Origin of the sequence: Streptomyces uncialis (genome assembly GCF_001905345.1) — a bacterium.
GTDB classification, from domain to species: Bacteria; Actinomycetota; Actinomycetes; order Streptomycetales; family Streptomycetaceae; genus Streptomyces; species Streptomyces uncialis.
Map to the genome: position 1 here is coordinate 728,232 of NZ_LFBV01000003.1, position 23,434 is coordinate 751,665.

Sequence of the window (23,434 nt, forward strand, 5' to 3'; positions counted from 1 at the left end):
GCCGCGCGCGCCGGGGACACTCGGGGCCGGGGGTCCCGGGACCGGCTCCGGGACCGACTTCCACGCTGTGAGGTCCTATGCGTGACGCACACGATTGTGACGTCCTCGTCGTCGGGGCGGGTCCGAGCGGACTGACCGCCGCGCTGGCGCTGGCGCAGCAAGGGGTCCGGGTCAGGGTCGTGGACCGCGCCGCGGGGCCCGTGGAGGAGGCGCGGGCGGCGATCGTGCACGCCCGCACGCTGGAGCTGCTGGACCGGCTCGGGGTCGCGGCGCAGGCGGTGGCGCGGGGGCTGCCGATCACCCAGGTGGCCATCCATGAGCGGGGCCGGCACGCGGGGCGGATGCCGCTCGCGGGCGCGGGCACCGCGGCCTGGACCCGGTTCCCGTACGCGCTGGCGCTGGAGCAGTTCGAGACCCAGCGGTTGCTGGTGGAGGCGCTGGCCGAGCACGCGGTGGACGTCGAGTGGGACAGCGCGCTCGACTCGCTGGCCGACACCGGTGAGGGGGTACGTGTCACGGTGCGGCGCACGGACGGCGAGGAGACGGTGACGGCGCGCTGGCTGATCGGCGCGGACGGCGCGAGCAGCACCGTCCGGCAGTCGCTGGGGCTGGAGTTCGGGGGGCGGACGTATCCGCAGAGCGGGATGCTCGCGGATGTCGTGCTGGACGCCGATCTCGGGGTGCGGGGGATGCGGCTGAACCTGACCCGGGGCGGTTTCGTCGGCATCCTGCCGCTGGCGAGCGGGCGTTGCCGGCTGTTCGGGGTGGTGCCGCCGTCGGTGCACAAGGCCCAGGAGCCCGTCGAGACCTCCCACGAGGCGTACGCGGCGCTGGAACCGGAGGTGCTGCACCGCTGGTTCGCCGACTACTTCCGGGTGGACGCGCGGCTCCAGGAGATCGTGTGGGCGTCGATGTTCCGTTTCCACAGCCGGATCGCGCCGCGGTTCCGGGTGGGCTCCTGCTTCCTGATCGGGGACGCCGCCCATATCCACAACCCGGCGGGCGGGCAGGGGCTGAACCTGGGGGTGGGCGACGCGGTCAATCTGGCGTGGAAGCTGGCGCAGGTGGTGCACGGCCAGGCGCCGCCGTGGTTGCTGGACACCTACGAGTCGGAGCGGCGGCCCATCGCGCGGACCGTCCTCAAGCGCACCGATCTGGGGTTCCGCGCGGAGACCGGCGACGGGGCGGTCGCGGTGTGGATGCGGACCCAGGTGGCGGCCCGGGTGGTCGGCGTGGTCAGCCGTCTCGCGCCGGTGCGGCGGATGTTCTTCCATATGTTCTCGCAGCTGTGGATCGGCTACCGGGGTTCACGCGCGGTCGCCGCCGCCCGGCCGGTGACGGGCGGGCTGCGGCCCGGCGACCGGGCCCCGTACGCGCTGCTGGCGCGGGCCGGTGACGGGACGGGCAGTGTGCTGGACCTGACCCATGGCAGCGGCTATCACGTCCTGGGGTTCGCGGCGGACCCCGGCGCGGCGGGGCTGGACGTCCAGGAGCTCGCGGAGCTGCTGGACGACCGCTACCCGGGGATGGTGACGGTCCACGCGGTGCCGCCGCAGGAGACGGCGGCGTACCGCGCGTACCAGGTGAAGGGGGCGCGGCTGGTGGTGGTCCGGCCGGACGGGCATCTCGGGGCCGTGGTGGACCTCCCGGCCCCGGACGCCGTCGGCGCGCTGGTCGCCTTCCTCGACCGGGTGCTGCTGCGGGCGACCTCGCCGGAGGTCAGCGCAGCCGCAGGGTGAGCCGCTCGGGCCCGTGGAACACGAGGTCGTACGGGTAGTGGACCTCGTCGACCTCACTGTCGCCGAGGGCGGCCAGGGCGCGCAGCAGCAGTCCCAGTCCGATCTCGATCTCGGTGCGGGCGAGGCCGGCGCCGAGGCAGTAGTGGACGCCGAGCCCGAAGGCGAGGTTGCGTCCGCCGCGGTCCAGGTCGAGGGTGTCCGGGTCGGGGAAGCGCGCCGGGTCGCGGTTGGCGGCCCCGAGCACGGCGAAGAGCTTGCTGCCGCGGGGTACGTGGTGCCCGCCGAGCACCACATCGCGGTAGGCCCAGCGGGTCACGGCCTGCACCGGCGGGTCGAAGCGGACGAGTTCCTCCACCGCGGGCGCCGGGACGAGCGGCGCCGCCCGCAGCCGGGCGAGCTGCGCGGGCCGCGCGGTGAGGGTGAGGACGGACTTGCTGAGGACGTTGGTGGTGGTCTCGTGGCCCGCCGTCATCAGATGCACGCAGGTCGCGACGATCTCCGCGTCGGTCAGCGGTTCGCCCCGGGTCTGCGCCGACACGAGCAGCGACACCAGGTCGGCGGCGGGTTCGGCGCGGCGCCGGGCGGCCAGTTCCAGGAAGTAAGAGGTGAGTTCGCGGGCGGCGGTCTCGGCGACGTGGTGCGCGTCGGGGCGCAGCGCGGCGCGGCTGCTGCTCGCCTGCTGCACCCCGACGGCTTGTTCGCGCAGCCAGGCCCAGTCGGTCCGGTCCACCCCGAGCAGTTCGGAGATCACCAGGATCGGGAAGGGCGCGCTGAACCGTTCGACGAGGTCCACGGTCCCGGTGCGGGCGGCCTCGGCGGTGAGTTCGGCGAGGAGGCCGACGGCGATGTCCTGGATCCGGCCGCGCAGATCGGTGACGACACCGGGGGTGAACTCCCGGTTCAGCAGGGACCGCAGTTCGGTGTGGCGGGGCGGGTCGAGGAAGACCAGCCAGTTCTCGACCATGCTCCGCAGCGCGGAGTGGCCGTTCGGGACCGTCGCGGGTGGGGCGCCGCCGGTGGCGCGGCGGGGGCTGCGGCCGTAGACGGGGGCGCTGAGGACCTTGGCGACCTCGTCGTGGCCGAGTACGTAGAACGTCGGTGCCGTACCGTCCGGTTCGGCCCGGTGGACGCGGGCGGCGGCGCGGTAGCGGCGGTAGACCGGGTAGGGGTCGGCGAGGCGTTCGGCGGGCCAGCCGGTGAGGCCGAACGGGGGCAGGGCGGCGGGGGCCGTGGCGGGGGTCATGGCGCTCCCCCGGTGCCGCTGGCGCCCGTACCGGAGTCCGTGCCGGTACCTGCGCGGGTACCCGTACCGGTCCCCGTACCCGCGCCGGTGACCCGGGCGGCGACGGCGGCGGGGTCGTCGGGCAGTTCATGGCCGCGCCACGCCACATGTCCGTCGGGGCGGACGAGGACGAAGGGCCGCTCCAGGCTCTCGACGACCTCGGGGACCTCGCAGTGGACGACGGTCAGCGGGACGCGCCGGTCGGCGAAGGCGCGGGTGAAGCCGTCGGTGCGGGCCGAGCGGGTGCTGGACATCAGCACGAACCCGTCGCCGAACAGGTCCAGGGTCGACGTCCCGGGCTTCACCCAGGCGTGCGGGGCGCGGGAGCCGGGCCGGGAGTTGGGCCGCCGGTCGTCGTGCGCGTCGGCGGGGACGGTCGGATCGGGGACGACCAGGGGGGAGTCGGCGTAGCTGAAGCCGAGATGGATCTCCGGGGCGTCGAACTCCTTGGCGACCGGCCCGGCGGCGAGGTCCGCGCCCAGGGAGCGGCGGTGCCGTTCGCCCTCGGGGGTGTCGTCGTTGAGTTCCCCGGGGATCTCCCGCGCCCAGGCCCGGACGAGATGCCGGTTGGCCTCCTCCAAGCCTTCCAGCGCCACGGGCCGCCGCTCGGTGGTGTAGCTGTCGAGGAGTCCGGGGCCCGCCCAGCCGTCGAACGCGGCAGCGAGCTTCCAGCCCAGGTCGGCGGCGCCGCAGATCCCGGTGTTCATCCCGAAGCCGCCGGAGGGCGACAGGGTGTGGGCGGCGTCCCCGACGAGGAACACCCGGTCCGCGCGGAAGTTCTCCGCGACCCGGTGCACCAGATGCCACTGGTTGTCGGACAGCACCTCGACGGGGGTGTCATGGGCGATGGCCCGGCGGACCAGGGTCTCCGCGTCGACCAGCGAGTCCGGGTGGCCCAGCAGGCCGACGGTGAGCCGGTACAGGTCCTTGCCGTCGAGGGCGCGCAGCGGGAAGCGCAGGGCGGAGGACATCAGCAGATAGAAGAAGTTGGCGTTGCGTTCGCCCAGTTCCTCGCGCAGCCGTGGCGCCCGGAAGAGGATGTTGCGGCAGACCCGGGTGCGGTGGCGGGCGGGGGCCTCGATACCGGCGTCCTTGCGGACCTGCGAGGAGGTGCCGTCGCAGGCGATCAGATAGCGGGCCCGCAGGGTGGTGGTCCGGCCCGTGGCCTCGTCGGTGAGCCGTGCGGTGACGCCGTCCGCGTCCTGGGTGAAGCCCGTCATCCGGGTCCGCATCCGGACCGGGCCGCCGGGGTGCACGCCCAGTTCCTCGCGGAGCAGGGGGCCGAGCCAGTGCTGGGGGCAGATGGCGTCGGGTTCGGGGGTGTGCCGGAACGGGGCGCGGGTGTCCATGGTGCGGCGCGGCAGCCGGTACAGCTCATGGCCGCCGACCCGGGTGACCCAGACGCAGTCCAGGGTGTGGTCCCCGGGCCAGCCCGCGCCGCGGACCCGGTCGGCCATGCCCCAGCGGCGGAAGAACTCCATGGAACGCGGACCGATCGCGCTGACCTTGGGGTGGGTGACGCTGCCGTCACCCGCTTCGACGAGGGTGAAGTCGACGCCGCGGGACCGCAGTTCCAGACCTGTGGCCATACCGGTGGGGCCACCGCCGACGATCAGTACGCCGGTGTCGTGCGAGGGGTTCATCGATCCTCCTGGGGATGGTCCGCCCCGGCCGTCCGCCGGGCTCATCGCGCGCCGCCCGCGCCCACCCGGTGTCCCGGCGCCGTCACCCCGCGGTTCAGCGGGACATGGCCGTGGATCTCCCGGGCCGCGGTCAGCCCCGACTCGATCGCGCCCTCGATCCACGCGGGGGTCGAGGAGCAGTGCTCGCCGGCGAAGAACAGGGCGCCCTGCGGCGCGGCGGCGAGCCGTCGTTCCTCCTCGGCGGTGTCCGGGTCCTTGCTCCACCGCACGGAGGCGGCGCCCATGCTCAGCGGGTCCTCGCCCCACACCTGGCTCCGGGCGTCGAGGACCATGCCCGGGGAGGCCAGTTCGGGGTGCATCGGCTTGAGTTCACCGAGGACGGTGGCGACGCGCTTGTCCTTCGGCACCTCGCTGAGCGCCTCCGCGTCGGGGCCGATGGTGTAGCTGGCGAGCAGCGCGGCGCCCAGCCGGGGGTCGCTCTCCACCGGCGGGTAGTAGGTCTGGCGGGTGAGTCCCCCGGTGAAGGAGCCGCCGCCGCTGATCCCGTCGTTCTCCCAGAACGCCTCCCGGCAGTGCAGGGCGATCTTGGTGGCGGGCCAGTACTGCATGTCGTTGACCACCGCGGTCTTGTCGTCGCCGACCCCGGTCAGCGGCATCCGGCGCAGTACGGAGAACGGCAGGGTGCACAGGACGTACGGGCAGTCGAACCGTTCCGTGGACAGTCCGTGCCGGGTGTCGACCGTGACCCCGTCGGGCCGTGCGTGCAGCCCGACCACCCGGCGGCCCCAGCGGACGGGTCCGCGCAGCTGGGCGACGAGCCGTCTGGGTATCTGGTCCATCCCGCCGTCCAGCCGGAACAGCGCCGAGGACGTCTCGGTGACGACGTCGTCGAAGAAGTAGCGGAACCGGCCGTGCGCGGCGAACCCCTGGTGGTGGGCGAAGAACCGGTTGAGGTCGATCCGGGTCGCGGCGCCGCCGACGAGGTAGGGCCGGACGTCGATGCCGGCGAGCAGGCCGAGGAGTTCGACGGGCAGATCGGTGTGCAGTCCGCGTCCGAAGGTGCCGGGGGCGACCGCGTGGACGCTCGCCGCGAGCCAGGCCGCGCACAGCAGGGTCTCGGGCCGGTGGTCCGGGCCCGGCGGCAGGCTCCGGCGGAACTCCTCGACGAGGACCGGTGAGGCGTCCCGGACCCGGACGTGTCCGGCCGGGGTCGCCAGATAACTGGCGTCGTCGGAGAAGAGGGTGCGGAACTGCCGTACGCGGTCGCTCAGCCGCAGCCGGTCGATCCACTGCATGGTGAGGTGGTGCGAGGCGGGGATGCGCATGGCGCCCAGTTCCACGAGCGGTCCGTGGGCGCGTCCGCTGAACCCGTGGGTGCGGACCCGGCCGCCGGGGGCGAGTCCCGCCTCCAGCACCTGGACGCGATGGCCCAGGCGTTCCAGTTCATGGGCGGCTATCAGCCCGGCGATACCGGCGCCGACGACGGTGATCCGTTTGGGCCCCGGTGGCGGATGCCCGGCGGACGCGGGCGGGCGGGGGATGGTCGAGAGGGGCGGGTACGGGCGGGTGACGCCCGTGGCCGCCGAGCCGTTCCTGCGCACCGGACTCCTTCGGCAGAGGGGACGGGACCGGGGAGGGCGATGGGCCGTCCCGGGTGCCGGGGCCGAGGTGACGGCCTCCGCCATCCGCGACGGGACTTCGTCCGGAGCACCGACCGTCAGGGCGGTGGAACCCCCGGCCCCTAATCTTGTGGACCGGCGACCGCGCCCACATCCCCACTCACCGGGGGCCTTTGACGGTTTGCGGTGGCCCTGCGGGGCCGGTCGCGTGCGGGGCGGTCGTCCACACCGTGCGAGCCGGGGGAATCCGGGGGCCGGACCACCCACGGGCGCCGGGCGGGGGCACGCTGGCGCTCCGGCCCCCGCCCGAACGGAGTGTTGTGATGTCCGATGCGACCCTGCCGGCGAACCCGCCGGACACCGGCGCGGAGGTCCTCGTCCGCACCCATGACGGACTGCGGCTCGCGGGCACGCTCCTGGTACCGCCGGGGCATCACGACGGCTCCCGGGACGCGGCGCTGTTCCTGCACGGGTCGGGTGCCGACCGGGAGCAGGGCGGGCTTTTCACCCGGGTCGCCCGGGGTCTGGCGGACGGCGGGGTGGCCACACTCCGCTTCGATCTGCCGGGCCATGGGCACAGCGAGGGGCGGCAGGCGGAGCTGAGCCTGTCCGGGCTGCTCAATCTGATCGGCTCCGGGCTGCGGGAGCTGCGGGAGCGGACCGGTGCCGCCCGGATCGCCGTACTGGCGGCGGGACTCACGGGCGGGGTGGCCGCGGGGTACGCGGCGCGGCGCGGCGACGAGATCGGCCGGCTGGTGCTGTTCGATCCGCTGATCGACTACCAGGAGCACTTCACGGCGGATTCGCCGCGGTGGCGCGGCGGCCGGCTGACCGAGCCCGCGGGCCGGACGCTGCTGGCAGACGGCGCGCTCGCGTCTGCCTGCGGACTGGCGGCGGGCCGGGCGATGCTCAACGAGGTCTTCTGGCTCCAGCCGCGCGGGGTGCTCGGCGCGGTGACCGCGCCCACCCTGATCGTGCACGGTACGGGCGCGGCACGGGTCCCCGTGGCGTCGTCACGGTCGGCGGCCGGGGCGCTCACCGCCGAGCACCGTCTCGTGGAGCTCCCGCCCGGCGGGGACGCGCTCGCGGGGGCGGTGTCGGCGGCCCTCGCCTGGCTGCTGCCCGCGGCCACCGACGCGGGCGACGACGCCCCTGGGTGACGTTCCTGGGCGACCTTCCGTCGGTGGACGCCGTGCCCGAGTCGGGCGTACGCGTGGAGCCGTGCCCTAGCCGTGCGGAGCCGTCGAGGCGTGCGGAGGCATGCCGAGCTGTGCCGGCGGGCCGCCGTCAGGTCGTCCAAGAGGCCGTCCAGGGGCCGTCCAGGAGACGGCCGTCAGGGGGCCACCCACGAGACGGTGTCCACGTCGGGCAGGGGCCACGCGGCGTACCGGCGCAGCCCGTACAGCAGGGGTCGCGGCGGGCTCCTGTGGTGGACCGCGGTCACCTCCCCGAACACCACGGCGTGGCTGCCGACCACCTGGTGCCCGCTGACCTCGCAGTCCGCGACGGTGTGCGCGTCCTCGACCAGATGCGGTCCGCCGCCCGTCACCGGGTACTCCCAGCGGACCTGGTCGAACCGGTGGGGCGCCCCGGACGCGAACAGTTCGGCGGTGGCGCGGGCCCCGTCGTGGAGCAGGTTCACCGCGAAGGCGCTCCGGCGGAGCATCGCGTCCAGGGTGGGGCTGCCGGTGCGCACACAGACCAGCAGGGTGGGCGGGGCGAGCGACACCGCGCACACGGAGGAGCACGTCATGCCCCACGGGCGCCCGCCGTCGGGGTCCGTGGCCGTGAGGACGGCGACACCGCTGGGGAACCCGGCCATCAGGGCGCGGAACCGGGTCGGGGTGATCTCTGGGGACAGTTTCACGGAACACCGCCTGTTCGCACGAGCGGCTCCCGGGAGGCCGCGTGGTGGTCGATGAGGGAGAGCAGCGGTCCGGTCAGGACGGTGGTGACGAGCGCCATGACCAGCATCGCGAGGAACAGTCCCGGGGTGAGGATGCCCGCCGCCCAGCCCACCTGGAGGACCACGATCTCGGTGAGTCCGCGGGTGTTGACCAGGACGCCGACCCGCAGCGCGGTCCGGCGGTCCTCCCCCGCCCACAGCGCGCCGAGGTATCCGCCGCCGACCTTGCCGACGATCGCCAGCGCGGTGCACAGCAGGGTCGCGGACCAGGGCAGCGAGCCCGCCGATTCGGTGAACAGGGTGATCCCGGTGCCGACGAAGAACACCGGGAGCAGCACCCGGCCGACCCGGGCGACGACGGCGACCGCCCGGGTCCAGGGGCCGTCGGGGTCATGGGGGACCATGACGCCCGCGAGGAACGCGCCGAGGACGGCGGTGAGTCCCGCGCCGTGGGCCCCGGTCGCCGCCAGCAGCGCGAGCCCGCCGAGCAGCACGGCGGCGGCCGTGGGGCGGCGGGCGGCGGCCGCCGTGATCCGGGGGCGGGCGAGTGCGCGGCGGCCTCCGTGCGCCAGCAGCAGCCCGACGGCGAGCGCGGCGAACGCCCCGGCCACCCCCCACAGTCCCCCGGCGGCCAGCCCCAGCGCGACGGCCAGCAGCAGCCACGCCACGGTGTCCAGCAGGATCGCGGACATCAGGGCGAGCGGCGCGGCCCGGCCGAGCCCGGGCCCGCGTTCGTCGATGACACAGGCGAGGACGGGCACCGCCGTCACGCTCATCGCCACGGGCAGCATCACCAGCAGCGCGGGCAGCGGCGCCGTACCGGCCAGGCCCGGCGGGCCGAGCCACAGCACCCAGCCGGCGAACAGCAGCCCGGTCAGCAGCGGCAGCAGGAACACCCCGGCGCTCACCCGGCCGAGGGCCCGGTTCGCCGGACCGGCCGGGCCGTGCCGCAGCCCGTGGACGACACCGACGAGGAACAGCACCAGCCCCGCCTCACCGACCCGGGCCAGCGGGACGGCGAGATGGTCCGGCAGCAGCCGGTCGAAGCCCGGTCCCCCGAGCAGGGCGAGCAGGGCGGGCCCGGCGCACAGGCCGACCAGTATCTCCCCGATCACCAGCGGCAGCCGCAGCCACCGCGCGACGGCCCGCCCGGTCAGCGCGACCAGGCCGAGGGCCCCGAGCAGGGCGGTCAGATGCAGTACTGACCACAGCAGATCGATCGTCATCGCCACGGCTCCGGCCGCCGCCGCTCAGCGGAACTGCGCGAAGTACGCGTACTGGCTGGGCAGTGTGCGCCGCAGATCCTCGGCCTGGGTGGCCAGCAGCCGGAACTCCCGCTGCGCGGCGGACGGGTCGAGCATGCGCAGCGCGGGTGAGGGTTTCAGCGGGATTCCGCCGAGCCCGAGCACCATGCACACATAGGAATAGGCCTCGAAGCCGTGATAGTGCGGATACACGGATTCCGGGTGCGGGAGTTTTGTCCGCCACTGTTCGACGCGTTCGGCGAGGGAGTCCGGGATCTTCCGGGTCTTGGTGTCCCGCCAGTACTCGTTGTCGGCGCGGGCGGCACCGTAGTAGTGCAGGACGAGGAATTCCCGGACACCGTCCATGCAGCGGTTGACGAGCGTGTTGTACGCGCTGCGCAGGGCGGGGTCCCAGTCGGCGTCGGGGAAATGCTTCACCAGTTGCTCGATGGCGTGCTGGATGAAGAAGATCCCGGTGGATTCCAGTGGTTCGACGAATCCGGAGGACAGTCCGACGGCGACGCAGTTGTTCACCCAGGAGCGCCGGCTGCGGCCGATCCGCATCCGGATGTGGTTGGCCTCCAGATCGTCGGCGGCGGGGCCGACGAACCGGCGCAGGGTGCGCTCGGCCTCCTCGGGGGTGCAGTAGTCGCGGGCGTAGACGTAGCCCGTGCCGACCCTGCCGAACAGCGGGATGGTCCAGATCCAGCCCGCGGCCTGCGCGGTGGAGGTGGTGCAGGGGCGCAGCCCCTCGCGTTCCATGTCGACGGGTACCCGCAGCGCGACGGCGCTGTCGTTGGGGAGGGTGTCCTGGTACGACTCGAACGGCTCGTCCAGGGCGTCGTTGATGAGCAGCCCGCGGAAGCCGGTGCAGTCGACGAAGAGGTCCCCGGCCAGGTCACCGCTGCCCCGGGTGGCGACATGGCTGATCCAGCCGCGCTCGTCCCGGGCGACGTGGACCACGTCGTCCACCACGTGCAGCACCCCGCGCGCGACGGCGTAGTCCCGCAGGAAGTCGGCGAGCAGCGCGGCGTCGAAGTGGTACGCGTACGGGAACTGGGTGCCCTGTTCGGCGAGTGTGCTGCGGCCCGCGGGGCGGTCGGTGAGGTCCCCCTCGAACAGGGCGCCGTCCATGTGGCGGGGCGAGCGCATCGTGTCGCACAGGGTGCCGACGAGGAAGCACTCCTTGTCGAACCGTTCGGTGGCGCCGCCGTCGGCCAGCCACCAGTCGGGGAGGGTGAACCCGTCCACCACCCGCTGCCGTTCGAAGGGATGGTAGAAATGGTGGCCCGGTGCCCGCCAGTTCTCGAAGCGGATACCGAGTTTGTAGGTGGCATTGCACGCGGGCATCCATGTCTCCTCGGAAAGCCCGAGGTATTCGAAGAAATGCCGCACGGTGCTGAAGGTCGCCTCGCCGACTCCGATGGTCCCGACCCGGGCGGATTCCACCACCGTGACGGATATCCGCTCGCCGAACGCGGCGCTCAGATAGGAGGCCGTCATCCAGCCCGATGTTCCGCCACCGACGACAACGATGCTCTCCAGCATGGACAACCTCCGGGAACGGTCTCCGGTTCGAGACACGGACGGGCGGGGGCGACGCAGTGGGAATTCACGACGGCCGCCCCTGCTAATGTCCTCGGAAGGCTAGGCGCAGCGGTCGCCGCGCGGGGTCCCGGCGCCGGGCGGGAGCGCGTGAACCATGCGCACGCGCGGGCTGGAACCGCGCCCGACCGGGCACGCCGCGAAGTGACCCGCACACCCGGTGGTCGCGCTGAGGGGGTGCGCACGGTACGCCGGGGCACCCGTCCGCGCTCCGCGCGCGCTCCGTCCGCCGCGAAGTCACGCCGGCCGTACCGGTGCTGGTGCCGGTGCCCGGACCCGTACCGACGCCCGCGCCCGTGCCCTGGCCGATGTTCCTGCCGCTGTCGCGGCCGTCGGCGTAACCGGCTCCGGGTGCGGGGCGTTGGTGCGGTATGTCTACCAGTCACGCTCCGTCGCCGCCGTCCTCCCGGAGCGGGACGCCGTCCATGCTGCGGCTCGCGACGGCCTCGCTCGCCGGGACCGCCGTCGAGTTCTACGACTTCTTCATCTACGGCACGGCCGCCGCGCTGGTGCTGGGGCCGCTGTTCTTCCCGTCGTTCTCCCCGCTGGCCGGGACCATCGCCGCGTTCGCCACGTTCGGCGTGGGCTTCGTCGCCCGGCCCCTCGGGTCGGTGCTGTTCGGCCATGTCGGGGACCGGTACGGGCGGCGGCCCGTGCTGTTCGCGTCGCTGCTGCTGACCGGGGTCGCGACGGTCGCCGTGGGATGTGTGCCGACCTACGCGTCGATCGGGATGGCGGCGCCCCTGCTGCTGCTGGTGCTGCGGTTCGTCCAGGGCATCGGACTGGGCGGTGAGTGGGGCGGCGCGGTGCTGCTGACCGCCGAGCACGCCCCCGCCGGTCGGCGCGGGCTGTGGGGCAGCTTCCCGCAGATGGGTCCCCCGCTGGGGTTCCTGCTGGCGAACGGCATGATGCTGCTGCTGACGGCCACCCTCACCGACGCGCAGTTCAACTCCTGGGGCTGGCGGGTGCCGTTCTGGGCGGCCGGACTCCTCGCCGCGGGCGGTCTGCTGCTGCGCTCCTCCCTCGCGGAGACCCCCCAGTTCAAGGCCCTCAGCGAGAGCGGGGAACGGGCCGCCGCGCCCGTCGCCGAGGTGCTGCGCGGCCACTGGCGGCTGGTACTGCTGACCGCCGGCGCCCTGTCCAGCGGATACGCGGTGTTCTACTCGGTGTCGACCTGGGCGCTCGCGTACGGGACCGAGGTGATCGGGGTCAGTCCCACGCTGATGCTGCTCTGTGTGATGGTCCCGGTGGCGGTGAAGGGGCTGCTGACGCCGGTGGCCGCGCTGCTGAGCGACCGGTTCGGGCGGCGGCCGCTGTGCCTGGCGGGCAGCGCGCTCGCCGTGGTGTGGATGTTCCCGCTGGTCGCGCTGCTGAGCACGGGGGAACCCGTGCTGATGTCCCTGGGGTTCATGGTGGCCCTGATCGCGTTCGTCACGATGTTCGCGGTGATCGCCGCGTATCTCCCGGAGCTGTACGAACCCCGGGTGCGGTGCACGGGCGCCGCCGTCGGCTACAACCTCGCCGGGGTGCTGGGCGGCGCGGTCACCCCGATCGTGGCGACCGCGCTGTCCGGCGGCGGCCGACCGCCCTGGGGTGTCGCCGGGTGGCTGACCGGGGTCGCCGTGCTGAGCCTGTGCTGCTTCGCCGCGCTGCCGGAGACCCGGCCCCGGCCCACGGAGGCGAAGGACGCCGGACGGCCCGGGGAGGAGGAGCAGCCCGCCCGGGTGTGAGCCGACCCCGGGTGCGCGGACCGTCGGCCGGCCCCCACGGCCTACTATTGGCCTGCGTTCGCGCGGTGTCGGAGGAGGAGCAGAGGATGCGTCGGCTGGGGGATCTGGAGGCGGAGATCATGGACCGCCTGTGGCGCTGGGAGCGCCCGGCGACGGTCCGGGAGGTCGTGGACGACATCAACAAGCGGCGTCCGCTGGCGTACACCACCGTGATGACGGTGGCGAACATCCTCTACAACAAGGGCTGGCTGCTGCGCGCGAAGGAGGGCCGCGCGTGGGTGTACACCCCGGTCCGCAGCCGTGAGGAGTACGCGGCGGCCCTGATGGAGGACGCCCTGGGCGCCAGCGAGGACCGCCCGGTGGCCCTCGCGCACTTCGTGGAGCAGATGAGCCCCGAGGAGGTCGGCGCGCTGCGCAAGGCGCTGCGCGCGGCCGGGCGGCAGGACCGCGCGTGAGCACGGCCCCGGCGCTGTTCGGCTACGCGGCGGCCGTCGGGGTGCTCGCGCCCGTCCCCCTGTTGCGGGCGCGCTGGCCGCACCGCGCCCCGGCGCTGGCGCTCGCCCTCTGGCAGGCGCTCACCCTGTCGTTCCTCGTGTCGCTGGCGCTGGCCGTCTACGACGTCGTGGTGCCCGCCGGTCATCTGCACACGGAGATCGTGGGGCTGCTGCACAGTTGCGGGGTCGGTGACCCGGCGGCCGTCCCGGCGGCCTCGGTGGCGGCGCGGCTCGCCATGGCGGCGCCCGGCGCGGTCGTGGGTACGGTCGCGCTGGCCGTCGCGGTGGAGGTGCTGCGGGGTCGGCGGGCGCGGTCCCGGCACCGGGCGGTGCTGGACATCGTGGGACGCCGCTCGCGGCGGCTCGGCGCGACGGTGCTCGACCATGACCGGCCCGCCGCGTACTGCCTGCCCGGCCGCGGCCCCCGGGTCGTGGTCAGCGCGGGCGCCCTGCGGCTGCTGTCGGACGACCAGCTCGACGCGGTCCTGCTGCACGAGCGCGCCCACATCACGGGGCGCCATCATCTGGTGCTCGCCGCGGCCGGCGGGTTCGCCCGGGTGTTCCGGTGGCTCCCACTGGCCCGGCACGGCAGGGAACAGACCGCGGTCCTGCTGGAGATGATCGCCGACGACCGCGCGCTGCGCCGTCAGCCCGGGGATGTCCTGGCGGCGGCGATGTACGGGATGGCGACGGCGACCGCCCCGGCGGGCGCGTTCGCGGTGGGCGGCCCCACCGCCCTGCTCCGGCTGCGGCGCGTGCTCGCCCCGCGCCACCGACCCCCGCTCGTCCTGCGGACGGGCCTGGCCGCGGCCGCGGCAGCGGTCGTGCTCCTCCCGCTGGCGATGGGCTGTCTGCACGGCGTCGGCTGACGCCCGTACCCGGCCGCGTACCCGGTCCCCCGCCGCTCCCGCGTATCCGGTGCCCGGGATTGTGGGCCGAACTACGAATCTACTAAGTTGTTGACGATATCGACGTCACAACCCCACCGGCACGTGCGGCGGACGCCCGCCCCGGCGTCCGCCGCCCCGGTGAGCGAAGGAGTGGTCCGCCATGGGGACGCACCGCCGACCGAAGCCGCCGAGCCGTCCCCGGCTCGCCGTCCTGGCCGCGACGGCCGGGACCGTCTCGCTGCTGCCCACCCAGGGGCAGGCCGCGCCGAAACCCTCCCTCGACGAGGTACGCCAGCAGGTGGCCGCGCTCTACGAGGAGGCCGAGGCGCCGACGGAGGAGTACAACGCGATCCTGGAGCGGAAGGCGAAACTCCAGAAGGAGGCCAACGCGGCCCAGCGGCGGATGGCCGACCAGCAGGCCGAGGTCGACGAACTGCGGGCACGGATGGGGCCCATGGCGGCGGCCCAGTACCGCAGCGGCGGGGTCGACCCGACGCTCGGACTGTTCCTGTCGGCGGACCCCGACAGCTATCTCGACCGGGCCCAGACGCTGGACCGCATGAGCGCCCGCCAGGCCACCGAGCTCACCGCCCTGGAGTCCAAGCGCCGCGAGCTCGCCCGAACACGCGCCGAGGCGGGACGGAAGGTGGGCGCGGCGGAGAAGGCGCGCGAGCGCCTCAGCGGCAAGAAGGAGGAGATCCAGGGCAAGTTGGGTGCGGCGCGGAAGCTGCTCAACAGCCTCACGGCCGAGCAGCGGACCCAGTTGCGGGAGGCGGAGAAGAAGGAGGACAAGGCCGCGGGCAACAGCGACAAGCCCGCGGCGTACCAGGGCTCGGCGAGCGGCCGCGCCCGCGACGCGGTCCGCTTCGCGTACGCGCAGCTCGGCAAGCCGTACGAGTGGGGGTCGACCGGCCCGGACTCCTTCGACTGCTCGGGGCTCACGGGAACGGCGTGGCGCACGGCCGGGGTCTCACTGCCGCGCACGGTCATCCAGCAGTACTCGGCCGGTCGCCAGGTCGCACGGGAGGACCTCCAGCCGGGCGACATCATCTACTGGTACAACAACACCCAGCACAACGGGATGTACGTGGGCGACGGGAAGGCGATCCACGCGCCCCGCACGGGCAAGAACGTCGAGCTCACCCCACTGGACTCGATGCCGTACTTCGCCGCCACGCGCCCCTGACCCGGGGTGCATCCGGTCTCACCGACGATCGGAGGCATCGAAGGGGCTCCGGCCGGGCACCACTCGCGCGCCGGGCACGTTGATCGGCTGGAGCCGCCGGAACGACTCACGAGTGAGCGCGACATCGGCAGTGCCACCCTCGGGATGCGGATCACGACCTCCGGTCGCGTTGGCGATCGAGATGGTCGATCAGTTTCACCTCGCTGCGGCGCAGTCGAACACGCTCGTCCGCAGGCAGGGATCCCAGCGCGTCGACGAGGACACGCGTTCGGGGAATCCGGACCATCGCAGCGGAGTAGATCCGGCACCCGGAACACCAGGCCAAGCCGACGCACCGCTCGAACATCGAGGACTCAGGCTCATGGAGACGGAACTGGTAGGAGCGAACGGGTGTCCCGCAGGCAGCGCAGCTTCGGCGATCGCCGTGGCTGACCGTGTCCCAGGACGCGACCTTGACCCAGCGCTGCCGCCCGGTCGGTGCTCTTCAAGTCGTCATGCCCAGCATTCTCTCCCATGGCGACCACCAGATGGTTCTGTGCACTGCCCGAAGAGGCTCCCGCTGCTGAAGAATCTGACACATTCGCTGGACGAAGGCGCTGACAAGTCACCTGGACGACCATCAAAGCCGCAGGTCAGCGCGGCACCAAGCGGCAAGCCGAAGCGGAACCCACCGGACGCGGCGCAGGTGCCGATCGGAGATGTCACCGGCCAACCGATCTTTCGTCGACTCGCCGGTCGGCACGCTCTGTGCGGTCGTCGCTGGGCCAGGACCGTTTGCGGCGTCCGCTCAGCAACGCACAGAGAGCAGCGATGTCGGACGGCGCGGCCGTTCAGCGGTGCCGCACCCACACGTTCGGCTCCACCAGCACGCCCTGATCGGTCGCGCGGTCGATCACGAGGGGAGCAAGGGCCCCCGGGACCACATAGCTACCGGAGGCCGGAAGGGCGAACCCGACCCACTTCTCCCAGTCGGCGACCGAACCCTTCATCGTCATGGAACGCTCGGCGGAACGCAGCACGCGGGCGCCCATCCGATGGTGGGTCCTCAACCACGGGTCCGACGGAGCGCCGTCCGCCCGGGTCCAGCTCATGAACTCGTCCATCGCGGTCAGCGGATAGCGCGCCTTCGAAGCCGGCCGCACCGGGGCGATGACGCGCGCCAGACCCTCTCGCTCCCCGGCCCCCGCGAGCAGGCCGAGCATTTCGGAAGCCAGGCCACGACCTTGCAGATCTCCACGGACCTGAGCCGCGGCGATCACCAGCGTGTCGGCCCGGCCGCCCGCCTCACGCAGTGCGACCGCCCGCACCAGCGACTCGTCGTATCCGCCGGGCAAGTCGTCGAGCGATCCGTCCCAGCAGACGGGGACACCCCACCCGCCCGCCACGATCCGGTCCTCACCGTCGACCAGGAGGAGGTTCAGCTCCCCGAACCACTGCCGGACCCTGTCCATCTGCTGGTCGGCGACAGGGTCGTGAAAGATGAACTCCGGCCATCCCGCGCTGAAGATCTCCTCAGCCCGCTCATGCAGATCAGGCCGGTCATCGAAAGCAAAGGTTCGCAGATCCACAGCGCCGGAGCCTACGTTGCGTCGGCAGCGGTCGCTCAGAATTTCGCCGGACATCGCGTCACGGCTGGGCAGACCCATGACTGCCGGTTCGTTCGCTTCGACGTGTCAGGGGCGCCGCTCGTACACCGTCACCCGTCGTCCGAGGACCTGACGATCCGCCACCGCGGTGAAGAACGTCCGCAGCACCGACATCTTCGCCTCGTCCCGCGCCCCGGACACCGGTCGGGCCACCTCGTGCGCGTCCGTGACCAGCAGTATCCGCCGCTGCGTGAGGAGGTCGGCCCTTATCCGGCCGGGGCCCGTCTCCAGGCCCTTCAAGGTGCCCGATGCCGCGGGGCTCTCCGCCAGGGCCACATCCCGCAGGTCTGCGAACGCGTCGGGTGAGACCAGTGCCGTGTCACGCCGTGCCGCCGGTATGAAGAGCACCGCGTCCCCGGGCTTCTTCAATCGCCTCACGTCCGCCGCCACCGCCAGGACGTCATCGATCCGGCTCGCCGGGGAACGCTTGGCCTGCAACTGCGGCAGGAGCGCCGACACCGCCGCCACGACCGCCACCGGGAGGAGCCACGACGACATCCGCTGGAACCTCTTCGCGACGGAGGCCACTGCCGCACCCAGCGCCGCACCGATCAGCAGCGCCAGACCCAGCAGGCCGAACAGGACATAGCGGTCCAGGTACAGCGGGCGGAACAGGGAAAGGCCGATCAGTCCGATGTGCGGGACCGCGAGCAGCGGCAGGCCGACGGCCGCGACCGACAGCCGGCCCGAGCGTGGCCGGTCCGCGACGGCCCCGATGGCGGCCTCGACCTCATGCCGCGAGCGCCGTTCGACGGACGGTTGTGGGTGCGAAAGTACCCCGGGCCGCACCGCACGGGCCGCCGTCGGAGCCCGCCTCCGCACTCTTGGCGCAAAGCCGCCCAGCCGCTCGGCCACCATCCGTGCCAGCGACGAACAGCACTGCCCTGCAAGGAAGTTCGCCTCGGGCGCGTGAGTCGACACCCGGGCCTTCACGCCCTGGAGGAGACTCCGAGGCGGCCGACGGGCGGCCAAGGTACGGGTTTCGGTGGCGCCGGGCCGGACCCCGCTCACGGGTCACCACGTCACCAGGACGTGAGTCCCGACGAGGCGGACCGGCGGCTCTCGTCCGGAAGGAAGTGATCCGCGTCGGCCGCATTCGACTACTAAACTACTTAGCAATAGTATGGCTCAGGCACCGCGCACACCGGGTGGTCCGCCCGTGCGCCGCCCCCTCGGCGCCGACAGGAAGGCGGGCGGGCGCCCGGTGCGCGGTGCCGCCGGGTGGCGGGCGGGTGCCGTCGGGCGCGCGGCATCCGGCTGCCCACCCGGGCACCCGGGTGCCGTCGGCCATGTCACGTCACGCGGGCCGGGCGTCCGGTGCGAGGCGGACGCCCTTCTCCGCCAGGGCCGTCAACACCGGTGCGTACATACGGGACTTGATGGTGGCGAGGGGGGCTCCCGCCTTGGCCAGCTGGGCGCGGGCCAGGTCGACGGCCGTGCCACGCAGCGTGTCCGCGTCGACCACCCGGTCCACGATCCCGGCGGCGAGGGCGTCATGGCCTCCGTAGCGGCGGGCGGTGACCATCGCCTCATGGGCGGTGCGCGGGTCCAGACGGGCCTGGATCAGCGCGGACATGCCCGTGGTGAACGGGATCCCCAGGTCGGCCTCGGGCAGGCACCAGTAGCCCCGGTCCGCGCGCATCACCCGGAGGTCGTGCGCCAGCGAGAACATCGCCCCCGCCGCGAAGGTGTGCCCCTGGAGCGCGGCCACGGTGACCATCGGCAGGGTCAGCACCCGGGCAAGGAGCGCCTGGACATCGGCGACGAAGGCGTCGGCGCGGTCCGGGTGGGCGAGGAACCAGTCGAGGTCCAGGCCGTTCGACCAGAACCGGCCGCGCGCCGTGGTCACCAGGGCGCGCGGGCCGTCGGCCCGCTCGGCCTCGTCAAGAAGGGCGTCGACCTCGGCGGCCCAGTCGGGGTGGAAGCGGTTCTCGGTGTCCCCGAGGTCGAGGACGAAGACGCCGTCCTGGCGGTCAAGGGTGGGCATGGCGCTGCTCCTTCAGGGTCGGGGCGCGGACGGGTCCGGGGCCGGGGCGCGCGGGGGACCGGTCAGTCCGTCCGTACGATCCGCTCGACCGCCGCCGTGACGAGCGCGTCGCGCTCCTCCTCGGAGAACACGCCCGGGAGCGTGAGCTGTTCGACGATGAGCCAGTTGAGGGCGAGATACAGCAGCCGTACGGCAGTGGCGTCGCCGGGCAGCCCCGACTGCTCGTGATAGGCGACATTGGCGGCGACGTCCGCACTGACCCGTTCGGTCAGGATCGCCCGCAGAGCGGGCCGCCGGGTCGCCTCCAGCCGCAGCTCCAGCAGGGCGAGATAGCCGGTACGGAAGGAGCTGACACGGCCGACGAGTTCACGCATGAGTTCCGCGTAGGTCTCCCGGTCCCGGCTCGCGGTGCGGTGCCGCGTGATCGTCGCCTCGTCCGGCTGGAGGCGTTCATAGACCCGGGCGCCCGCCTGGGTCAGCAGATCGTCGCGGTTGGTGAAGTAGTTGGACGCCGTTCCGGTGGGGACGGCGGCCGCCACGTCGACCGCCCGGAAGGTGAGCCCGCGGGCGCCCTCGCCGGCCAGTACCTCGATCGCCGCGTCCACGAGGGCGGCTCGTCGCTCGTCGTTCCTGCGCGCCATTGACATCACTCCACATGTAGTACTACATTCCCACCACTACAAACATAGTACTGCACAACGGGGAGCCTCTTGCGCAAGCTCGTGTACTACATCGCCGCGTCCCTCGACGGCCGGATCGCCGGCCCGAAGGGCGAGTTCGACTTCTTCCCCACAGGGGACGCCCAGCAGTCCGCCGCGTACGCGGGGTGGGTCAACTCCCGGCTGCCGGAGACCGTCCCGACCGCCATGCGGGAACCCGCCGGTGTCGCGGACGTACCCCCCGCCCGCTTCGACACCGTGCTGATGGGACACGGCACCTACCGCGACGCACTCGCGCTCGGCGCCCCGAGCCCGTACGCCCATCTGCGGCAGTACGTCGTCTCCCGCACCCTCGGCGCCGCCCCCGATCCCGCCGTGACGGTGGTGGACGGCGACCCGGTCGGCTTCGTCCGCGCGCTCAAGCGCGAGCGGGGGCGGGACATCTGGCTGTGCGGTGGCGGAAAGCTCGCGGGCGCGCTGCTGCCGGAGATCGACGAACTGATCCTCAAGAGCTATCCCGTGGTCGCCGGGGCCGGGGTCGCGCTGTTCGACGGGGGCTTCGACCCGACGCCGTTCCTGGCCGCCGACCGCGAGGTGTTCCCCAACGGGGTGAGCGTCACCTGGTACACGGCCCGGCGGTAACGGCCCGGCGCGGTACGCGCCCTGCGCGGTACGACGCGGTGCGCGTCCGGTGCGGCGGCGCACGGGTTCACACCGGGCGCCGGGTGCCGTCCTCGCGCAGGACGGACAGCAGTTCACGGGCGGTCAGCGCGGCCTGGAGGCGCAGCGTGACCTCGGGGTCCAGGGGATCGGCGTCGAGGAGTTCACGGATCTGGCCCACCCGGTAGCCGACGGAGTTGCGGTGCAGATGCAGCAGTTCCGCGACGGCGGCACGGCTGCCCTTGGTCGCGAGCCAGGCGCTGAGGGTGTTCACCCATTCCTCGCGCTCCAGGATCGGGCCCAGATGCTGTTCCACGAACGCCTGAAGGCGCTCCGGCGAGACCCCGAACAGCAGTTGGGCGAGCCCCAGCGAGGCGAACCGCAGCTCCACCTCCCCCGGCCGGCGGCGCAGCAGTCCGAGGACGGTCTCGGCGTCCCGGAAGGAACGGGCCGTCTCACGGACGTCCGAGACGACCGGGCCCGCCGCCGCCAGCACCGGGAACTCGCCGACCATGCCCTGGAGGCGGACCCTGATCCGGGTGATCTCCCGGTCCATGTGCCCGGCGAGCACCGCGAGGCCGAACCGGCCCTCCTGGCGGACCGGCATCTCCAGCCAGGACAGGGCCGTGGACCAGGTCCGCTGATTGGGGCCCGCGTACGCGAAGACGACCGCCGCGTGAGGCTGTTCCAGCCGCAGACCGAAGCGGGCGGCGGTGCGTACGACCTCGGTGTGGTTGCGCAGCGCGCCGTAGCGCAGCTCGTCGATGAGCCGTCCGCCGGTCTCGGTGGTGGCGGCGGCGACCGCGTCACGGCGTATCGCCTCGATGGCCACGGCGGTCGAGGCCGCCCGCAGGACCACCTCGTCGTCCGGGTCGGCGGGGGACCGGGCACCGCCCAGCAGCAGGACACCCACCCGGCGCTCCCCCGCGCGGACCGCTCGCGCGCTGGCGTGCCAGCCGGTCTCGCAGGTGACGGGGACCACCCCGTCCTCGGCGAAGACCCGGGCGACACCCACCGGGGTCATCGCGGTGGCACCGTCGTCGGTGGCGGCGAGCACCCCGCCGTGCACCCCGATCAGCCGGACGGGACGCCCGGTGTGCTGGGCGATCGCCCGCAGGACCGCGGACCAGCCGTCGCCGGACAGGGCGAGGGTGTTGAGCCGGCGTTCGAACACCTCGGCCCCGCCGGGGGTGCGGGCGGGGCGGACCGGTCTCCCGATTGTCTGGTTCATGTCGCTCCACACTGTTCGGACGACGGATCGTCCGGCCGCTCGACACGGTGTCCCTGTCCATGGATGACGCCCACGGTCCAGGATGTCCCCCATAGGCCCCATACGGTGAAATCCCCGCATCGGCCATATCGGTACCGGGAACGTATCTCGTTGCGATCGTCCGCTCTACCCCCTCCACCTCTCCAATCGCGCGAACGCCCGGCCCGGGTGAGTCCACCGGAGCGCCGCTGACGCGGGGCTGTCCGGCGGAAGTCGTCCCGTCCCGGGTATCGCATGGTTCCGGCCACCCGTGGCACGATGCGCGAATGCTGACGAACCATGGGATACCCGGTGATTCCGCCGACGTGACACGGGTGAAGTCCGCCGCGCGGGCCGCCGTCGACCGCGCCACGGACGAGCTGGTCGCGCTGAGCCACCGGCTCCACGCGCACCCCGAGCTGGGCTTCGAGGAGGAGCGGGCGTGCGGCTGGCTGGGAGAGGTCCTCACCGCGCACGGGTTCACGGTCACGGCGGGCGTCTGCGAGCTGCCGACCGCGTTCGTCGCCGAGCGCGGGAGCGGTCCGCTGGTGATCGGGATCTGTGCCGAGTACGACGCGCTGCCGGGCCTCGGGCACGCCTGCGGGCACAACGTGATCGCCTCCGCCGCCCTCGCCGCCGCCCTCGCGCTCGGGGCGGTCGCCGACGAGATCGGGGTGACGGTACGGGTGTTCGGTACCCCCGCCGAGGAGAACGGCGGCGGCAAGGTCCTGATGCTGGAGCGGGGCGCCTTCGCGGGCGTCCACGCGGCGATGATGGTCCACCCCGCGCCCCGGGAGCGGCTCGATCCGGTGTGCCTGGCGCGGGCGCAGCTCGGGGTGCGCTACGAGGGGCGGGCGGCCCACGCGTCCGCGTGTCCCGAGGACGGGCTCAACGCGGCGGACGCGCTGACCGTGGCACAGGTCGCGATCGGGCTGCTGCGCCAGCACATGACGCCCGACCAGCGGGTGCACGGGATCGTCACGACCGGGGGGCAGGTGCCCAATGTGATCCCCGAGCTGACGGAGGCCGCGTTCTATGTACGGGCCGCGACGCTGGACGGGGTCGGCGCGCTGGAACGGCGGGTGCGGGCGTGCTTCGAGGCGGGCGCGGTGGCGACGGGGACCCGGTTGACGATCGGGTCCGACTCCCCCACGTACGCGCACTTCCGTCATGATCCTGTTCTCCTTCGTGCGTACGAGCGCAACGCGGTGGCCCTGGGGCGGGTCTTTCCGCCGGTCACCGCGGAGGACGACCGGCAGGCCGGGTCCACGGACATGGCGAACGTGTCGCTCGCCGTGCCCGCGATCCAGCCGCTGGTGTCCATCGGGTCCGGGGCGGTGGGGCTGCACCAGGCGGGGTTCGCGGCGGTGGCCGCGGGGGCGGCGGCGGATCGGGCTGTGGTGGAAGGGGGGCTCGCGATGGCTTGGGCGGGGGTCGATGTGGCGCGGGCGGTGGCCTCGGGCGGCGGCGTGGGGGTCCTCGGTTCCCCCTGACCCGTTCCGTGCGGGGCCGGTTCCGGTGGGTCCGGTCGTGGGGTGCGTGTTCCGGTGGGTCCGGGTGTCGGGTGCGTGTTCCGGTGGGTCCGGGTGTCGGGTGCGTGCTCCGGCGGGTGCTGTCGGGTGCGCCCCTTCGGGGCGATTCTGGGCGTCGGACGGGACCTCCACGGCTGTACGGGGTTTCGCGCAGTTCCCCGCGCCCCTTTGGGGCACCCCACCTGGGCCTGTCCGGTCCGTGTGCCTTCCGGCGGGTGCCGCTGTCGGGTGCGCCCCTTCGGGGCGATTCTGGGCGTCGGACGGGACCTCCACGTCTGTACGGGGTTTCGCGCAGTTCCCCGCGCCCCTTTGGGGCACCCCGCCTGGGCCTGTCCGGTCCGTGTGCCTTCCGGCGGGTGCCGT

The 23,434-nt window shown here is 73.3% G+C and carries 18 protein-coding genes and 1 pseudogene; 8 read left to right on the top strand and 11 right to left on the bottom strand.

Annotated features, from left to right (window positions below; all coding sequences use genetic code 11):
• Window positions 1–77: 77 nt before the first annotated feature.
• Window positions 78–1,739, top strand: a complete 1,662-nt coding sequence (locus tag AB852_RS16995; protein WP_073788975.1) for an FAD-dependent monooxygenase — start codon at window positions 78–80, stop codon at window positions 1,737–1,739.
• Here the strand turns inward: AB852_RS16995 and AB852_RS17000 are convergent.
• From AB852_RS17000 to AB852_RS17010, 3 genes are read right to left on the bottom strand one after another with little or no spacing between them, the layout of a single operon-like run.
• Window positions 1,720–2,982, bottom strand: a complete 1,263-nt coding sequence (locus AB852_RS17000; RefSeq protein ID WP_073788977.1) for a cytochrome P450 — start codon at window positions 2,980–2,982, stop codon at window positions 1,720–1,722. The two genes, AB852_RS16995 and AB852_RS17000, sit on opposite strands and share 20 nt — an antisense overlap.
• Window positions 2,979–4,664, bottom strand: coding sequence for an FAD-dependent monooxygenase (locus AB852_RS17005; protein ID WP_073788979.1), 1,686 nt, complete (start codon window positions 4,662–4,664; stop codon window positions 2,979–2,981). The genes AB852_RS17000 and AB852_RS17005 overlap by 4 nt, the downstream gene beginning before the upstream one ends.
• Before the next feature lie 41 nt (window positions 4,665–4,705).
• A complete protein-coding gene (locus AB852_RS17010) occupies window positions 4,706–6,265 on the bottom strand; it encodes a flavin monoamine oxidase family protein (RefSeq protein ID WP_107499258.1) in 1,560 nt (519 codons plus the stop codon).
• 341 nt (window positions 6,266–6,606) lie between these two features.
• Between AB852_RS17010 and AB852_RS38655 the strand changes: the two genes are divergently transcribed.
• On the top strand, window positions 6,607–7,443 hold the full coding sequence (locus AB852_RS38655) for an alpha/beta hydrolase (RefSeq protein ID WP_073788981.1): 837 nt from the start codon (window positions 6,607–6,609) through the stop codon (window positions 7,441–7,443).
• Between the two features lie 173 nt (window positions 7,444–7,616).
• On the opposite strand, the gene AB852_RS17020 is transcribed toward AB852_RS38655, so the two are convergent.
• The 3 genes from AB852_RS17020 to AB852_RS17030 are packed head-to-tail and all read right to left on the bottom strand — an operon-like array spanning window position 7,617 to window position 10,981.
• Window positions 7,617–8,150, bottom strand: coding sequence for a flavin reductase family protein (locus AB852_RS17020; RefSeq protein ID WP_323181456.1), 534 nt, complete (start codon window positions 8,148–8,150; stop codon window positions 7,617–7,619).
• Entirely contained in the window at window positions 8,147–9,415 is a 1,269-nt protein-coding gene (locus tag AB852_RS17025) for a cation:proton antiporter (RefSeq protein WP_079184681.1), read from the bottom strand. Before AB852_RS17025 ends, AB852_RS17020 begins: the two co-directional genes overlap by 4 nt.
• A gap of 24 nt (window positions 9,416–9,439) precedes the next feature.
• On the bottom strand, window positions 9,440–10,981 hold the full coding sequence (locus AB852_RS17030) for a tryptophan halogenase family protein (RefSeq protein ID WP_073788983.1): 1,542 nt from the start codon (window positions 10,979–10,981) through the stop codon (window positions 9,440–9,442).
• 482 nt (window positions 10,982–11,463) lie between these two features.
• On the opposite strand from AB852_RS17030, the gene AB852_RS17035 reads away from it, so the two are divergent.
• The 4 genes from AB852_RS17035 (at window position 11,464) to AB852_RS17050 (ending at window position 15,338) form a co-directional block, all read left to right on the top strand.
• The gene (locus tag AB852_RS17035; RefSeq protein WP_073788985.1) at window positions 11,464–12,768 is read left to right on the top strand and encodes an MFS transporter; all 1,305 of its coding nucleotides are present in this window, start codon (window positions 11,464–11,466) and stop codon (window positions 12,766–12,768) included.
• An 86-nt stretch (window positions 12,769–12,854) separates the two neighbouring features.
• Window positions 12,855–13,223, top strand: coding sequence for a BlaI/MecI/CopY family transcriptional regulator (locus tag AB852_RS17040; RefSeq protein ID WP_073788987.1), 369 nt, complete (start codon window positions 12,855–12,857; stop codon window positions 13,221–13,223).
• Window positions 13,220–14,131 (top strand): M56 family metallopeptidase, encoded by a 912-nt coding sequence (locus AB852_RS17045; protein ID WP_073788990.1) that lies wholly within the window; start codon window positions 13,220–13,222, stop codon window positions 14,129–14,131. Before AB852_RS17040 ends, AB852_RS17045 begins: the two co-directional genes overlap by 4 nt.
• A 181-nt stretch (window positions 14,132–14,312) precedes the next feature.
• Complete coding sequence (locus AB852_RS17050; protein WP_073788993.1) at window positions 14,313–15,338, top strand: C40 family peptidase; 1,026 nt, start codon at window positions 14,313–14,315, stop codon at window positions 15,336–15,338.
• Between the two features lie 830 nt (window positions 15,339–16,168).
• On the opposite strand, the gene AB852_RS17060 is transcribed toward AB852_RS17050, so the two are convergent.
• The 4 genes and pseudogenes from AB852_RS17060 to AB852_RS17075 all read right to left on the bottom strand — a co-directional run bounded on the left by AB852_RS17060 (window position 16,169) and on the right by AB852_RS17075 (window position 19,612).
• The gene (locus AB852_RS17060) at window positions 16,169–16,984 is read right to left on the bottom strand and encodes a hypothetical protein (protein ID WP_245876806.1); all 816 of its coding nucleotides are present in this window, start codon (window positions 16,982–16,984) and stop codon (window positions 16,169–16,171) included.
• Between the two features lie 27 nt (window positions 16,985–17,011).
• Window positions 17,012–17,701, bottom strand: a pseudogene (locus AB852_RS17065) (glycosyltransferase family 39 protein); the annotation flags it as partial.
• Between the two features lie 580 nt (window positions 17,702–18,281).
• Complete coding sequence (locus AB852_RS17070) at window positions 18,282–18,971, bottom strand: enoyl-CoA hydratase/isomerase family protein (RefSeq protein WP_073788997.1); 690 nt, start codon at window positions 18,969–18,971, stop codon at window positions 18,282–18,284.
• A 62-nt stretch (window positions 18,972–19,033) separates the two neighbouring features.
• Entirely contained in the window at window positions 19,034–19,612 is a 579-nt protein-coding gene (locus AB852_RS17075) for a TetR/AcrR family transcriptional regulator (RefSeq protein WP_073788999.1), read from the bottom strand.
• Window positions 19,613–19,681: 69 nt separating this feature from the next.
• Between AB852_RS17075 and AB852_RS17080 the strand changes: the two genes are divergently transcribed.
• The gene (locus tag AB852_RS17080) at window positions 19,682–20,272 is read left to right on the top strand and encodes a dihydrofolate reductase family protein (RefSeq protein WP_073789001.1); all 591 of its coding nucleotides are present in this window, start codon (window positions 19,682–19,684) and stop codon (window positions 20,270–20,272) included.
• 67 nt (window positions 20,273–20,339) lie between these two features.
• Here AB852_RS17080 and AB852_RS17085 read toward each other — a convergent pair whose 3' ends face one another.
• On the bottom strand, window positions 20,340–21,521 hold the full coding sequence (locus AB852_RS17085; protein ID WP_073789003.1) for a PucR family transcriptional regulator: 1,182 nt from the start codon (window positions 21,519–21,521) through the stop codon (window positions 20,340–20,342).
• 305 nt (window positions 21,522–21,826) lie between these two features.
• Between AB852_RS17085 and AB852_RS17090 the strand changes: the two genes are divergently transcribed.
• Complete coding sequence (locus tag AB852_RS17090; RefSeq protein WP_079184682.1) at window positions 21,827–23,032, top strand: amidohydrolase; 1,206 nt, start codon at window positions 21,827–21,829, stop codon at window positions 23,030–23,032.
• The last annotated feature ends 402 nt before the right edge of the window (window positions 23,033–23,434 follow it).